Source organism: Mesoterricola sediminis (assembly GCF_030295425.1).
GTDB classification, from domain to species: domain Bacteria; phylum Acidobacteriota; class Holophagae; order Holophagales; family Holophagaceae; genus Mesoterricola; species Mesoterricola sediminis.
The window spans coordinates 4,447,860-4,459,688 of sequence record NZ_AP027081.1; the positions used below are offsets into that span (position 1 = coordinate 4,447,860).

The window sequence follows — 11,829 nt, forward strand, 5'->3', positions numbered from 1 at the left end:
CGGCGGCACGGATGCCGCCCTCAGCATCACGGAGGATGCCATGAGTTCCATTCTTAACAATATCTCTGCCATGGGCGCGAGCCGTCAGCTGGGTATCACCGGCTCCAACCTTCAGCAGACGATTGAGCGCCTGACCACCGGCAAGCGCATCAACAAGGCCTCCGACGACGCGGCCGGCTTGGCGATCGCCAACAAGCTGAACGCGGACATCAAGATCGCCGGCCAGGCCCAGCGCAACGCCAACGACGGCGTCTCCTACCTGCAGGTCGCCGACGGCGCCCTCGACCAGGTGACCTCCCTCCTCACCCGCGCCTCCCAGCTGGCGCAGCAGGCCCAGACCGGCACCATCAGCACGTCCAACCGGGCCAACCTCGACGCCGAGTTCCAGAACATCATCACCACCATCTCCAACATCGGCATCAACACCAACTTCAACGGCACGGCCATCTTCAGCTCCACCGGCACCCAGAGCGTGACGGTCCAGGCGGGCGACTACAGCTCCCTGACCATCTCCCTGGCCCAGGTCGCCAGCAGCTCCACGTCCGCCCTCGGCCTGACCTCCAACGGCACCACGGGCAACAACCTGCAGAGCTCCTCCGCCGCCAAGACCTCCGCCGACGCCCTGGCCGCCGCCCTGAACTCGGTCAGCAGCATGCGCGCCACCATCGGCGCCTCCGAGGCCCAGCTGAACGCCACCTCCGACATCCTGGGCATCCAGGTGCAGAACTTCACCGCCGCCTCCAGCCAGATCCAGGACGCGAACATCGCGGATGAAGTGGTCAACCTGACCAAGTTCCAGATCCTGAACCAGTCCGGCACCAGCGCCCTGGCCAAGTCCAACCAGAACGCCCAGCAGATTCTCGCCCTCCTCCAGTAGGTCACTGACTCCACCGGCTGAATGAGACATGGGGGGAGGGCCGTCAGGTCCTCCTCCCTTGTCCATGGAAACCGAGGAGGACGCCATGTCCGATGCCATCAGTCCAGCAGGGAACCAAGGGGTGTCACCGCCCTCGGCCGCCCTGGCTGCGGCCCAGAGCGTGGCCGCGCAGGCGTCACCCCGTACGGACGCCACCACCGTTGCGAGCGCCCAGGCTGGCGCCATCCACACCGCCGCGGCGCAGTCCCAGGCCGCGGCCAAGCTCGAGCTGTCCGAGACGGCCGCCCAGGCCACGGCCAAGGCCCCGGTCAACGCTGTCATGACCATGGAGGAGGCCGCCCAGGCCTTCCAGGACTACCTGAACAGCCTGCCCTCCAACCTCCAGTTCAAGCCCGACTACGAAGCCGGCATCGTCGTCTTCAAGGTCGTCAACCCGGTGACCCAGAAAGTCATCCGGCAGCTGCCGCCGGAAGAGGTCGTCAACCAGGTGCGGAACATGCGCCTGGCCGAAAAGCGCGGACATTCTGGCATCCTTCTTGATGAGAGTTTTTGAGGCAGCAGTTTCTGCCGCTCTGGTAAGGGGGAGGGTCCCATGGCATCCGCCATCAGCTTTCAAGGCTTGTCGACCAACCTGCCCACGGACCAGCTCATCGCGGCGATCATCAATCAGCAGAGCCAGCCGATGGTCCGCATGCAGAACCAGCAGGCGACCAACAACAAGAAGTCCCTGGCCCTCCAGACCCTGCGCACGGACCTGACGAGCCTCAGCACGGCCATCGACAGCCTGACCATCAGCGGCTTCCAGAGCAACAAGGTCACCAGCACCGACTCCCAGGGCACGTACGCCACGGCGACCGCCAGCGGCGCCGCCTCGGGGCAGTACGACCTCACCGTGAAGAGCCTGGCCACCCGGTCCCGGCTCGTCCTCCCCACCGCCCTCGCCACCGGCGCCGCGGTGGGCACCGGCACGTACACGCTGACGGACATGTCGGGCCGGACGGCCTCCATCACCATCGACAGCACCAACAACACCCTGTCCGGCCTCGCCCAGGCCATCAACAACGCCAAGGACGCCAGCGGCACCGCCCTGGACGTGGGGGCGACCGTCATCCAGACCAACGCGGACGGGACCAGCCAGCTGGTCCTCAGCGCCAACAACACCGGCGTCGGCAGCGGCGGGGCCACCACGTTCTCCCTGCAGATGGCCGCCGGCAGCGCCCTCGACCCCGGCGCGACCGGGACCTTCACCTCCAGCACCGCCACCAATTCCAACTTCATCCTCAACGGGGTGGAGATGTGGCGGAGCTCCAACGCCGTCTCGGACGCCGTCGCCGGCGTCACCTTCAACCTGAACCAGGCCCAGACCGACCTGACCAAGACGACCACGTTCACGGTCGCCATGGACACGGACGCCGCCACCAAGGCCATGCAGACCGTCGTCGACAAGTTCAACGCGTTCTACAAGGACTACAAGGACAACGCCAAGTTCACCCAGAACGACGACGGCACCTACACCAAGGGCGTCTTCAACATGGACATGACGGTGCGCAACATCGTCAGCCAGGTCTCCCAGGCCCTCATGGGCTCCCCCTCCGGGGTCAACCCCGCGACCGCCTACAACTCGGCCGCCTCCATCGGCCTCAAGACCAACCAGGACGGCACCATCGCCCTGGACACCACCGCCTTCACCGACGCCCTCACGAAGGGCAGCCGGGCGGTGTCCAACCTCTTCGCCAACAGCGGCAGCTCCACGAGCCCCCTCCTCACCTTCGTGAGCTCGGGGAGCAAGACCACGAGTTCCCCCATCGCGTTCTCCGTCGCCAACAACGCCGGGACCCTCACGGGCTCCTTCACCACCACCGGCGCGGACGGGAATCCCGCGACCTACACCCTCACCTCCACCGACGGCAATTTCTATGGCGCCACCGGCACGCCCCTGGAAGGCCTGGTTCTCCAGGCCAGCGCAGGAGCGACCGGGACCCTGACGGTTTCCACCGGCATCTCCCGCCTGTTGCAGGACCTGAACAACACCCTCAGCGACAGCAACCCGGGCGATATCGGCGGCCTCATTTCCGATCTCTCGGCCTCCAACTACCGGCTCCAGATCCAGATCGACCAGCAGAAGGATTATCTGGACCGGTCCAAGGCCAGTCTTCAGAAACTCTATTCCAACCTCGAAACCGTCGTCGGACAGTTGCAGGCAGCCGGGCAAAGCCTCTCCAGCCTCTGAGGCTTCAGCTCCGGCCGTGACAGGACGATCATTCCCATGGGGGGAACCGCATGAACCCGAACTACGGCGGCACCGCCGCCAACCACTACCTGATCCAGCAGATCAACGGCGCCTCGCCCGAGCGCCTCATGTTCATGCTCCTGGAAGGGGCCCAGAAGTTCCTGCTCCAGGCCATCGCCGCCGTCCGCCGGCGGGACATCGCCACCCGCGCCCGCATGGTCAACCGCGTCTCCTCCATCGTGGAGGAGCTGGCCATCCGCCTCAACCACGAGGAGGGCGGTGAGCTGGTGGGCAACCTGACGCGCATCTACGACTGGTGGCTGAAGGAGCTCTTCGAGGCCAGCCAGCGCAACGAGGCCGAGCGCCTGGAAACCATCGAGCGGCAGATCGCGGAGATGAAGACCGCCTGGGCCGAGCTGGACCAGCGCCAGAGCACCACCCAGGCCAGCCCCCTCAGCGCCCAGGGGCTGGTGGGATGAGCGACCTGACCGTCGCCGCCAGCCTGGACGACCTGGAGCGTCTGCTGGGGGAGGTCATGGACGATCCGGATCCGGTGGCCGTGGAGACCTGGCACACGGCCTTCAAGGCGGCCCTCGCCGGGGCGGAGCGGGGCCCCCAGTGGCCCGGGATCGCGGCCCGGGCCCGGGAGCTGGGCCAGCGCCTGGAAACGCGCACAAGCCAACTCAGGGCCCTTCGCGGGGCGATCCGGGAGGAGCTCCTGGCCCAGGAGAAGGGCGGCAGGGCCCTCCGAGGTTACAAGCCGACGACCTGACAATTGCACATTTTTGTGTGCAATCCAGGGGCCGGGGTCAAACGGGTCCGGGGGGATCCCGGGACCCCGGCGTCCCGTCGGAACGGCGCGGCCCGCCTCGATCCGCGGCGATGCCACGCGCCGGGATCCGGGTCGGCGGGGACCCGGATCCGGCCGTGGACGCCCGGGCGTGCCGGCTACAGGGTCCCGAAGAGGCGGTCCCCCGCGTCGCCGAGGCCGGGGAGGATGTACGCCTTGTCGTTGAGTTCCCGGTCGAGGGCCGCGACGAAGATGCGCAGGTCGGGGTGGTCCTGCTGGAGCCGGGCGACGCCCTCGGGGGCGGCCAGCACGGAGCAGAGGGTGATCCGCTGGGCGCCGGCGACCTTCAGCTGGCGCACGGCCTCGGACGCGCTGCCGCCGGTCGCGAGCATGGGGTCCAGGATGAAGACGTGGCGCTGGTCGAGGAGCGGGGGGAAGTTCCGGTAGTACGGCACGGGCACCAGCGAATCGTGGTCGCGGTAGAGGCCGAGGTGGCCCACCTTGGCCGTCGGCAGCAGCTGCAGGAACGGCGGCAGCAGGCCGAGGCCGGCGCGCAGGACGGGGACGAGCACCGGGTCGAGGGCGGTGAGCCTGCGGCCCTGAGTGCGCTCCAGCGGCGTTTCCACGGCCACGGGCTCGGTCGGCAGATGCCGCGTGCACTCGACGGCGAGGATCAGGCCGAGCTCCTCAAGCACGCGCCGGAACAGGATTCCAGGCGTCTTCCGGTCGCGCAGGAGGGAGACCTTGTGGTCGCACAACGGGTGATCGAGAACGGTCGCATCCATGGGTCAGCCTCCTAGATGCCTCTAGTTTGGGGCATCCCGGCCGATTCCGAAATCGGTGGTTCCTTGAAAAAAATCACGGGCGCAACGGAGAAAAGAAGCCACAATTCTGTTGACCTCTTTAGAAACGCTGGTTTAGTGGTTTCTAGTAAGAACATTCTCATGAGGATCCTGGTGCAAAAACGTGTCTGGACCCAGTGAGACCCGGGGGTTGTAAATGCTGAAAAAAGTCCAGATCTTCAAAGCGCTGGACATCGAGATCAAGAAGCAAAAAGGGCCCGCCGCAGTCAAGGATGCCTACAAGGGGCACCACTCCCTCAAGGAGGAGTTGAGCCAGCCGGGCATCACCGTCATCGCCGAGACCGCCGGCGGGAACCCCCTCCGCGGCCAGGTGCGCGAGGCGTACCGGGCCTCGACCCACGCGAAGAGCCTCGTCGAGAACGGCGCGAGGGCCATCTCCGTCGCGACCGACCGCTTCCTGTTCTACGGTGAGGACAAGCATCTCTCGGAGGTGCGTTCCGCGGTGAAGGTCCCCCTCCTCCGCCACGACTTCATCTTCGAGGAGTACCAGATCGAGGAGAGCAAGATCCTCGGCGCGGACGCCGTGTTCCTCATGGCGGCGCTCCTGGAGACCGAGAGGCTCTCCGCCCTGTCCAGGCTGGCCCGCGCCAAGAGCCTGGACGTCATCGTGGAGATCGCCTCGGACGCGGACCTGAAGAAGGCCCTCGAGGCGGACGCCGACATCGTCTGCGTGCTGGGCCGGGACCTCGACACGTGGGAGCCCAAGTGGGAGGAGGCCCTCGCGCTGATGAAGAAGGTCCCCCAGAGCAGGTGCCTGCGCATCCTGGAAGCCGGCGTCTGCACCCTCCAGCAGATCCAGCAGCTGGAAGGCATGGGTGTACACGGCGTCGTCATCGGCGACGCCCTGCTGGACGAGTTCTACCCCGGCAAGCGCCTGGCCCAGATCCTTTCGGGCGTCGAGGTGGCCAGGAAGCCCGTGAAGGCGAAGGGCAAGCAGGAAGCGCAGCAGCCCCCCCAGGCCAAGGGTTCCAGGCCCGAGAAGGCCCAGGCGGAGGCGGCGGAAGGTTCGAAGACCAAGACGGGTGGCGCGGTCCCGACCGGCAAGGCACAATCCACCACCCAATCCCCCCAACCCGCCCGCAAGGGCAAAAAGGAGTTCCCCATGGAACACATCAACCTGCCCGACGAGACCACCAACCCCGTCGAGACCACCCCGGAGCCGGCTGCCCCGACCGTCAAGAAGGTCGCCGCGAAGAAGCCCGCCGCCAAGAAGCCCGCTGCCAAGAAGCCCGCGGCCAAGAAGCCTGCCGCCAAGAAGCCCGCCGCGAAGAAGCCCGCGGCCAAGAAGCCCGCCGCCAAGAAGGCCGCCCCCGCGAAGAAGGCCGCCCCCGCCAAGAAGGCCGCCCCCAAGAAGGCCGCCGCCAAGAAGCCCGCCGTCAAGAAGGCCGCTCCCGCGAAGAAGGCCGCCCCCAAGAAGGCCGTCGCCAAGAAGCCGGTCGTCAAGAAGGCCGCTCCCGCGAAGAAGGCCGCCCCCAAGAAGGTCGTCGCCAAGAAGCCGGTCGCCAAGAAGGCCGCTCCCGCGAAGAAGGTCGCCCCCAAGAAGGCCGTCGCCAAGAAGCCGGTCGCCAAGAAGGCCGTCGTCAAGAAGGCCGCTCCCGCGAAGAAGGCCGCCCCCAAGAAGGCCGTCGCCAAGAAGCCGGTCGCCAAGAAGGCCGTCGCCAAGAAGCCGGCCGCCAAGAAGACCACCAAGAAGTAGCCTCCCCTCACTGCCGCAGTCAGCAGCACCTGTTCCTCAGCAACCCCGCAAGAAAGCAGATCCGGATATCGCCATGAAATTGATTGATCGTGTTTCCGCCCTCGAAGTCCTGGATAGTCGAGGCAATCCGACAGTAATGGCCCGGGTGACGCTCTCAGATGGAACCATCGGCCAGGCGATGGTTCCATCCGGGGCTTCCACGGGGAGCCGCGAGGCCCTCGAGAAGCGCGACGGGGACAAGAAGCGCTACCTGGGCAAGGGCGTCCTCGGCGCCGTCCAGGCCATCAACACCGAGATCAACGAGGCCCTCCAGGGCATGGACCCCTTCCAGCAGGCCGAGCTCGACGAGCTCCTCCTGGACCTGGACGGCACCGAGAACAAGTCCAACCTGGGGGCCAACGCCCTCCTGGGCACCTCCATGGCCCTCGCGGCCGCCGCGGCCAACGCCAGCGGCCAGCCCCTGTACCGCTACCTGGGTGGCGCATCGGCCCGCACGCTTCCCGTGCCGATGATGAACATCCTCAACGGCGGCGCCCACGCCGACAACAACGTGGACATTCAGGAATTCATGATCCTCCCCGTGGGCGCCCCCAGCTTCCGGGAGTGCGTGCGCTGGTGCGCCGAGGTCTACCACGCCCTCAAGGGCGTGCTGAAGGCCCGCAAGCTCTCCACCGGCGTCGGCGACGAGGGCGGCTTCGCCCCCGACCTGGGCAGCAACGAGGAAGCCCTCGTGCTGATCCAGGAAGCCATCAAGAAGGCCGGCTTCAAGCCCGGCAAGGACTTCCACCTGGGCCTCGACTGCGCCTCCTCCGAGTTCTACAAGGACAAGGCCTACGAGATCGACGGCGGCCGGAAGACCGGTCCCCAGCTCGTCGACTACTACAAGGGCCTCGTGGAGCGCCACCCCGTGCTCACCATCGAGGACGGCTTCGACGAGTCCGACTGGAAGAACTGGGGCCTCCTCACCAAGGCCCTCGGCAACCAGATCCAGCTGGTGGGCGACGACCTCTTCGTCACCAACCCGGCCATCCTCGCCAAGGGCATCAAGGAGGGCGTCGCGAACGCCATCCTCATCAAGCTCAACCAGATCGGCACCGTGACCGAGACCCTGAAGGCCGTCGACATGGCCCACAAGGCCGGTTACCGGGCGATCATCAGCCACCGCAGCGGCGAGACCGAGGACACCTTCATCGCCGACCTGGTCGTCGCCACCGGCGCGGGCCAGCTGAAGACCGGCGCCCCCTGCCGTTCCGACCGGGTGGCCAAGTACAACCGCCTCCTGCAGATCGAGTGGGAGCTCGGCGCCGCCGCCCGCTACGCGGGCCCCGAAGCCTTCGGCGCCCTCCTCCGCTAGGACCGCGATGAACACCTCCCTCCTCCTGAAGTCCAGCACCCTTTGGACGGTGCTGGGCTTCTCGGGGCTGGGATCCGCCGCCATCCTCCTCTTCAGTCCCGACGGCGTGACCAGCCTGCACAAGCGCCGCGCCGACCTCGTCGAGCAGCAGCGGCAGCTCCTGCGCATGCACCGGGCCAACCTGGAGCTGGCGCAGGAGGTGCAGCGCCTCGCCGCCAAGGATCCCGAACTCTACGAAGCCCTGGCCCGCCAGCAGGGCCTGGCCCGGCCCGGGGAGACGGTCTACACCTTCCGCGACCGCGGCCGCAAGTAGGCCGCGGCATGCTCACCCTGGCCTCGGCCTCGGGCAACGCCTTCGCCTACGCCTGGGCGCCCTTCGACCGGGCCTCCGAGTGGGCCCGGATCCTCTGTCCCCGCCTGGGGCTGGACGGCCTCTTCGTGCTCCAGCCGCCCGCCGGCGACGGGGGCCCCTGGGTCCTGGAGCACTGGGACGCCGACGGCGGCGCCACCTTCTGTTCCAACGGGACACGGGCGGCCCTGGCCGTGGAGGGCGCCCCCGGGGGCGACCTGGTGGCCGCGCGCTCCAACGGCGAGGACGTGCTCCTGCGCCGCCACGGCGGGGAGGTGGGCATTCGCATGCCCGACGGGCCGGGCACCGGCTTCCGGGACCTCCCCCCCGCCCTGGCCGAGGCCGCGGGCCCCGGCCACGCGTTCGGCTGGATCGGCAATCCCCAGCTGGTCCTGGAGCGGCGCGGCGTCGCGGGCCTGGATCTGCCGGCCCTGGCCCGCCCCCTCCGGCACCACCCGGCCCTCCCCGGTGGGACGAACGTGAACGCCGTGGAGATCCTCGCCCCGGGCCAGGCCCGGATCCGGAGCTTCGAGCGGGGGGTCGAGGGGGAAACCCGCTGCTGCGGCACGGGCTGCGCCGTCGCCGGCGCGTGGCTGGCCAGCCGCACGGGCATTCCGGTCTGGCGCCTGGAGACCCTGGACGATCCGGTCCAGGTGGCGGTGCGCCTGGAAGGCCCCCACTGGCGGGACCTGTGGCTGTCGGGGCCCGTCCGTGTGCTCGGCACCCACGCCCCCGATCCCGCACTGCTATCCTGAACCCCGCACCCGGAGACGCGCATGGAGGCCCCCCGGCCGGACATCCTGCCCTGGTTGGCCGAAGCGCTGGCCAAGCAGCGCGCGGGCAACCTCGGCGGCGCCCTGCTGGCGTACCGGCGGGTTCTCAGCCGTGATCCGGCCATCCCCGACGCCTGGAGCAACCTGGCGTCCGTCCTCCACACCCTCGGCCGCCACGAGGAGGCCCACGAAGCCGTCCAGGAGGCCCTGCGCCTGGCCCCGGCCAACCCCGCCGCCCTGGTGACCCTCGGCGGGGTCCTCGCGGCCCTGGGGCGCCCTGGGGCGGCGCTGGAGGCCTACCGGGAGGCCCTGACCCAGGACCCCGGCAACCTCGCCGCCACCGCCAACCTCGCCGGCGTCCTCGCCCGGCTTGGCCGCCTGGATGAAGCCCTGGAGGCCGACCGCGCGGCCCTCGCCCTGGCGCCCGCCAACCCCGAGGTCCGGCTCAACCTCGGCTACACCCTCATGCGCATGGGCCGCCTGGACGAGGCGGAGGCGGCCTTCCTGGCGGCCCTGGCCGCCGACCCCGGCCTGGCCAAGGCCCGGTGGAACCTGGCCTACCTGCGCCTCCTCCAGGGCCGCTACCGGGAGGCCTGGCCGGACTTCCGTGCCCGCCTGGACGTTCCCCAGGGCCTGGACAACCTCCGCAGCTTCCAGGAACCGGCCTGGGACGGCGCGCCCTTCCCCGGCCGCACCCTCCTCGTGTGGGCCGAGCAGGGCCTGGGCGACACCCTCCAGTTCGCCCGCTACCTGCCCCTCGCCCGGGCCCGGGGCGGCACCGTGCTCTTCCAGACCTACGCCTGCCTCCGGGGCGTCCTGGGGGACCTGCCGGGGGCCGACCGCATCGTCACCGAGGCGGAGGACCTGCCCCCCTTCGACCTGCAGGCCCCCCTCCTGGACCTGCCCGCCCTCTTCGGGAGCACCCCCGCGGACCTGCCGCCCCCCGCCCCCCTGGGCCCCCCGCCGGGCCATCCGGCGACCCCGGAGCTCCAGGCCTTCCGGGAGGGCCCCGGCCGGCGCGCGGGCCTCGTGTGGGCCGGCAGCGCCCAGCACCTGGACGATGCCCGGCGCAGCCTGGATCCCGCCCTCCTGGCCCCCCTGGGGGCGGCGCCGGGGGTCCGCTGGGCGAGCCTCCAGGTGGGCGGGCCTCCGCCTCCCCCTCTGCCCGGCCTCGTGGACCTGGGCCGCACCTTCCGGGATTTCTCGGACACGGCGGCCGCCCTGGCCACCCTGGACCTGCTGGTGACCGTGGACACCTCGGTGGCCCACCTGGCCGGGTCCATGGGCGTCCCCACCCGCCTGCTGCTGCCCTTCTTCCCGGACTGGCGCTGGGGCATGACCGGCGAGGCCTGCCCCTGGTACCCCTCCGTGCGGCTCCTGCGGCAGCCGGAGCCGGGCGCCTGGGCGCCGGCCATCGCCCGCATCCTGGAGGACCTCCGGTGAGCACCGATCCCGCGACCCCCGCCCGCCTCGCGGAGGCGCGGCGCCTGGACCGGGAGGGCCAGCACGGGCGCGCCGTCCTGGCCTACAAGCTGGTGCTCCGGGCCGACCCGGGCTGCCTGGAGGCCCAGGTGGACCTGGCCGGCCTCCTGCTGGTGCTGGGCCGGTACGAGGAGTCCCTGGCCCTGTCCCGGGAAGCGCTGGAGGCCCGCCCGGGCCTGCCCGCGGCACTCCAGAACCTCATCGGGGCCCTCCTGGGCCTGGAGCAGTACGCGGAGGCGGAGGCCCACTGCCGCGACCTGCTCCGCCGGGTCCCGGACGCCCCCGCCGCCCACCTGGGCCTGGGTCTGGGCCTCGCCTCCCGGGACCTCCACCTGGAGGCCGAACCCCACTTCGCCCGGGTCCTGGCCCTGGACCCGGGGAACCGACGGGCCCGGCTCGCCCTGTGGACGAGCCGCATGAAGGCCCGCGCCTGGGACCGGGCCCTGGCCACCTGGCTCGAGATCGCGGAGCGGGACATGACCGGCGCGGAGGCGGTCTTCGAGCGGGGCCTGGCCCGGCTCACCTGCGGCGACCTGCGGGAAGGCTTCCGGGACTACGAGGCCCGCTGGGCCGACCCGCCCCAGGTGGGCCCCGTGCTGGACCTGAAGGCCCCCCGCTGGGACGGGACCCCCTTCCCCGGGCGCACCCTCCTGCTCCACTACGAGCAGGGCTTCGGCGACACGCTCATGGCGCTGCGCTACGCGGGCCGGGTGAAGGCCCTCGGCGGCGCGGTGGCCGTCCAGGTCCAGCCGCAGCTCCTGCCCGTGGTCCGCAGCTGCGCGGGGGTGGACCAGTGGCTCGTCCCCGGGGACCCCCTGCCGCCCCACGACCTCCACCTGCCCCTGATGTCCCTGCCCCACGTGTTCGGCGGCGAGATTCCCGCGGAGATCCCCTACCTGCGGGCCCCGGCGGCCCCCTCGGAGGCCGAGGCGCGGGTGGCCGGGGAGGGCCTCCGGGTGGGCCTGGTCTGGGCGGGTTCCACGGGCCACCGCCTGGACGCGCTCCGCACCCTGCCGCCCGAGGCCCTGGCGCCCCTGTTCCGCCTGCCCGGCATCGCCTGGCACAGCCTCCAGGTGGGCTGGGAGGGCGGCCTCCCGGATCCCGCCCTGCGGGACCTGGCGCCCTGGCTGAAGGACTTCGGGGACACCGCCCGGGTGATTGAGCGGCTGGACCTCGTCCTCGCCGTGGACACCGCCGTCGCCCACCTGGCGGGCGCCCTGGGCAAGCCGGTCTGGCTCATGCTCCCCCTCATCGCCGACTGGCGCTGGCGGCTGGAGGGGGAGTCCACCCCCTGGTACCCGGCCTTCCGCCTCTTCCGGCAGATCCGCTACGGGGACTGGGCGGACGTGGGCCGTCGCGTCGGGGAATCCCTTAACCACCTAATGAACATTCGGCGTGGAACCTGCTAGAATTTC

At 70.1% G+C, this 11,829-nt stretch carries 12 protein-coding genes; 11 read left to right on the plus strand and 1 reads right to left on the minus strand.

Annotated features, from left to right (window positions below; translation table 11 throughout):
- The first annotated feature begins 40 nt into the window (after window positions 1–40).
- The 5 genes from R2J75_RS19395 to R2J75_RS19415 all read left to right on the plus strand — a co-directional run bounded on the left by R2J75_RS19395 (window position 41) and on the right by R2J75_RS19415 (window position 3,879).
- Window positions 41–877 (plus strand): flagellin, encoded by an 837-nt coding sequence (locus tag R2J75_RS19395; protein ID WP_243333585.1) that lies wholly within the window; start codon window positions 41–43, stop codon window positions 875–877.
- 85 nt (window positions 878–962) lie between these two features.
- Window positions 963–1,430 carry a flagellar protein FlaG gene (locus R2J75_RS19400; protein ID WP_316410821.1) on the plus strand — a complete coding sequence of 156 codons (468 nt, stop codon included), beginning with the start codon at window positions 963–965 and terminating at the stop codon, window positions 1,428–1,430.
- A 39-nt stretch (window positions 1,431–1,469) separates the two neighbouring features.
- A complete protein-coding gene (gene fliD, locus R2J75_RS19405) occupies window positions 1,470–3,107 on the plus strand; it encodes a flagellar filament capping protein FliD (RefSeq protein ID WP_316410822.1) in 1,638 nt (545 codons plus the stop codon).
- A gap of 50 nt (window positions 3,108–3,157) precedes the next feature.
- Window positions 3,158–3,586 (plus strand): flagellar export chaperone FliS, encoded by a 429-nt coding sequence (gene fliS, locus R2J75_RS19410; RefSeq protein ID WP_243333578.1) that lies wholly within the window; start codon window positions 3,158–3,160, stop codon window positions 3,584–3,586.
- Window positions 3,583–3,879, plus strand: coding sequence for a hypothetical protein (locus R2J75_RS19415; RefSeq protein ID WP_243333575.1), 297 nt, complete (start codon window positions 3,583–3,585; stop codon window positions 3,877–3,879). Before fliS ends, R2J75_RS19415 begins: the two co-directional genes overlap by 4 nt.
- Window positions 3,880–4,055: 176 nt before the next feature.
- Here R2J75_RS19415 and upp read toward each other — a convergent pair whose 3' ends face one another.
- On the minus strand, window positions 4,056–4,682 hold the full coding sequence (gene upp, locus R2J75_RS19420) for a uracil phosphoribosyltransferase (RefSeq protein WP_243333573.1): 627 nt from the start codon (window positions 4,680–4,682) through the stop codon (window positions 4,056–4,058).
- Window positions 4,683–4,896: 214 nt separating this feature from the next.
- On the opposite strand from upp, the gene R2J75_RS19425 reads away from it, so the two are divergent.
- From R2J75_RS19425 to R2J75_RS19450, 6 genes are all read left to right on the plus strand, one after another.
- Entirely contained in the window at window positions 4,897–6,456 is a 1,560-nt protein-coding gene (locus R2J75_RS19425) for an indole-3-glycerol-phosphate synthase (RefSeq protein ID WP_243346707.1), read from the plus strand.
- 73 nt (window positions 6,457–6,529) lie between these two features.
- Window positions 6,530–7,810, plus strand: a complete 1,281-nt coding sequence (gene eno, locus R2J75_RS19430; protein ID WP_243333570.1) for a phosphopyruvate hydratase — start codon at window positions 6,530–6,532, stop codon at window positions 7,808–7,810.
- Between the two features lie 7 nt (window positions 7,811–7,817).
- On the plus strand, window positions 7,818–8,123 hold the full coding sequence (locus R2J75_RS19435; RefSeq protein ID WP_243333567.1) for an FtsB family cell division protein: 306 nt from the start codon (window positions 7,818–7,820) through the stop codon (window positions 8,121–8,123).
- Window positions 8,124–8,131: 8 nt separating this feature from the next.
- On the plus strand, window positions 8,132–8,914 hold the full coding sequence (locus tag R2J75_RS19440; RefSeq protein ID WP_243333565.1) for a diaminopimelate epimerase: 783 nt from the start codon (window positions 8,132–8,134) through the stop codon (window positions 8,912–8,914).
- Window positions 8,915–8,935: 21 nt separating this feature from the next.
- Window positions 8,936–10,375, plus strand: a complete 1,440-nt coding sequence (locus tag R2J75_RS19445) for a tetratricopeptide repeat protein (RefSeq protein ID WP_316410823.1) — start codon at window positions 8,936–8,938, stop codon at window positions 10,373–10,375.
- On the plus strand, window positions 10,372–11,823 hold the full coding sequence (locus tag R2J75_RS19450; protein WP_316410824.1) for a tetratricopeptide repeat protein: 1,452 nt from the start codon (window positions 10,372–10,374) through the stop codon (window positions 11,821–11,823). The genes R2J75_RS19445 and R2J75_RS19450 overlap by 4 nt, the downstream gene beginning before the upstream one ends.
- Window positions 11,824–11,829 lie beyond the last annotated feature (6 nt).

Coding starts and splice junctions, on each gene's coding strand:
- R2J75_RS19435 (WP_243333567.1), top strand. CDS start 7,818: ATGAACACCTCCCTCCTCCTGAAGTCCAGCACCCTTTGGACGGTGCTG.
- R2J75_RS19425 (WP_243346707.1), top strand. CDS start 4,897: ATGCTGAAAAAAGTCCAGATCTTCAAAGCGCTGGACATCGAGATCAAG.
- upp (WP_243333573.1), bottom strand. CDS start 4,682: ATGGATGCGACCGTTCTCGATCACCCGTTGTGCGACCACAAGGTCTCC.
- R2J75_RS19400 (WP_316410821.1), top strand. CDS start 963: ATGTCCGATGCCATCAGTCCAGCAGGGAACCAAGGGGTGTCACCGCCC.
- R2J75_RS19395 (WP_243333585.1), top strand. CDS start 41: ATGAGTTCCATTCTTAACAATATCTCTGCCATGGGCGCGAGCCGTCAG.
- fliS (WP_243333578.1), top strand. CDS start 3,158: ATGAACCCGAACTACGGCGGCACCGCCGCCAACCACTACCTGATCCAG.
- fliD (WP_316410822.1), top strand. CDS start 1,470: ATGGCATCCGCCATCAGCTTTCAAGGCTTGTCGACCAACCTGCCCACG.
- R2J75_RS19445 (WP_316410823.1), top strand. CDS start 8,936: ATGGAGGCCCCCCGGCCGGACATCCTGCCCTGGTTGGCCGAAGCGCTG.
- eno (WP_243333570.1), top strand. CDS start 6,530: ATGAAATTGATTGATCGTGTTTCCGCCCTCGAAGTCCTGGATAGTCGA.
- R2J75_RS19415 (WP_243333575.1), top strand. CDS start 3,583: ATGAGCGACCTGACCGTCGCCGCCAGCCTGGACGACCTGGAGCGTCTG.
- R2J75_RS19440 (WP_243333565.1), top strand. CDS start 8,132: ATGCTCACCCTGGCCTCGGCCTCGGGCAACGCCTTCGCCTACGCCTGG.